This window comes from Bergeriella denitrificans NBRC 102155, from assembly GCF_001592185.1.
Taxonomy (GTDB): domain Bacteria; phylum Pseudomonadota; class Gammaproteobacteria; order Burkholderiales; family Neisseriaceae; genus Neisseria; species Neisseria denitrificans.
This window is the reverse complement of sequence record NZ_BCWL01000300.1, coordinates 1-1,739: the sequence shown is the minus strand read 5'-3', so window position 1 is coordinate 1,739 and position 1,739 is coordinate 1. Positions and strand designations below refer to the sequence as shown.

Annotated in this window: 1 protein-coding gene; it reads right to left on the bottom strand. The window is 57.2% G+C overall.

Annotated features, from left to right (window positions below):
* Nucleotides 1-273: 273 nt before the first annotated feature.
* Nucleotides 274-1,647: an FAD-binding oxidoreductase gene (locus BDE01S_RS10355; protein ID WP_066081248.1), complete on the bottom strand. Its 1,374-nt coding sequence runs from the start codon at nucleotides 1,645-1,647 to the stop codon at nucleotides 274-276.
* Nucleotides 1,648-1,739 lie beyond the last annotated feature (92 nt).

The window sequence follows — 1,739 nt, the reverse complement described above, 5'->3', positions numbered from 1 at the left end:
TACTCAAAAGGCCGTCTGTTTTCAGACGGCTTTTTTAAACACGCATTCCGTCCGCATCAAAAGAAAAGCAAACAGCGTCATAGCAAATACATCAAAAATTTAAACAAAAAGTCCATGTATCAGCTGCCGATAACCGCGCAGTTCGGCTTTTAGGAATTTAACTATAGACACCAAAAGGCCGTCTGAAAATCCACATTTTCAGACGGCCTTTCCCGTATGCCGTATCCGCTTCAACACAAGCCGATACCGCCGCGCTTTGTAAGCAAGCGCCCTTTACGCCGGCAGCAGCTTACCCGGGTTCATAATCCCATGCGGATCAAGTTGTGCTTTCACCGCTTTCATCAAGGCGATTTCTTCGGGGCTGCGTACGCGCGGCAGCCAATGGTTTTTGATGATGCCGATGCCGTGTTCCGCCGCAATCGTGCCGCCCTGCGCCAGAATATGCTCGTACACGATGGTGTTGATTTTGTCTTCGTATGCGTACGCATCGTTGCTCAACACATGGGGCAGGAAGGTGTTGTAGTGCAGGCTGCCGTCGCCGAGATGGCCGAAGCAGACGATTTCTATCCCGGGAAACGCTGCCTGCAAAGCAGGGGCGCACGCGCCGACGAACGCGGCGACGCGAGAAACGGGTACGGCGATATCGTGCTTGATGCTTGTGCCCAAGCTGCGCTGAGATGCGGAAATATGCTCGCGCAGCGTCCATAAATCGCTGCGTTCCTGCTCCGATTGCGTCAGCACGCTGTTTTCAAAGCCGTGCCGGTAGAGAAATTCGGCCAGCATATCCGGCAGGCCGTCGTGCGGCAGTGCATCGCTCAGTTCCAGCAGCACATGCCATTCCGCGTCAACGGGTTTCTGCAATCGGGAAAACGCCGCCGACAAATCCAGGGCAAAGCGGCTGACCAGCTCGAAGCTCTCCAGCCGCTCGGCAAAATGCCCCTGCACCAGGCTCAGCAACCCCACGGCCGCTTCGATGTCGGGCAGCCCCACCCAAGCTGTGGCGCGGGTTTTCGGGCGGGCAAACAGTTTTAAGGTGGCGGCGGTTATCACGCCCAGCGTGCCCTCGCTGCCGATAAACAGATGCCGTAAATCATAGCCGGTGGTGTTTTTATGCAAAGGCTGCAGGTGGGAAATCAGACTGCCGTCGGGCAGCACCACTTCCAAGCCCAGCACCAAATCGCGCATGGTGCCGTAGCGCAGCACGTTCAGACCGCCCGCATTGCAGGCAATGTTGCCGCCGATTTGGCACGAGCCTTCGCTGGCCAGGCTGAGCGGAAACAGCCGGTCGGCGGCTGCCGCCGCTTCCTGTACCTGCTGCAGCACCGCGCCCGCTTCAACAGTGATGCTGTTGTCGGCCGTGCTGACGGCGCGGATGCGGTTGAGCCGCGACAGATTGAGCAGCACACCGCCCTCCGCCACCGCCGCGCCGCACAAACCGGTATTGCCGCCCTGCGGGATAACGGGGATATGATGCTGCGTGCAATAGCGCATTACGGCCTGCACGGATTCAACCGATTTCGGCTTGAGTATCACATCGGGCGCAGACACAAAACGCTTGCGCTGGTCGGTCAGTAGCTCGGGGGCTTCGGCAAGGATTTCATCGGGGCTGAGAAAGGCGGCAAATCGGGCGGTTAAATCGGTTTTCATGGTTTGTCGGCGGAAAAAATCGTATCGTGGCATCAAAGTATGAAGCGGCCATGCGCTTTATGCTCTCGACGCTTTATATAGTCGTAGAACTT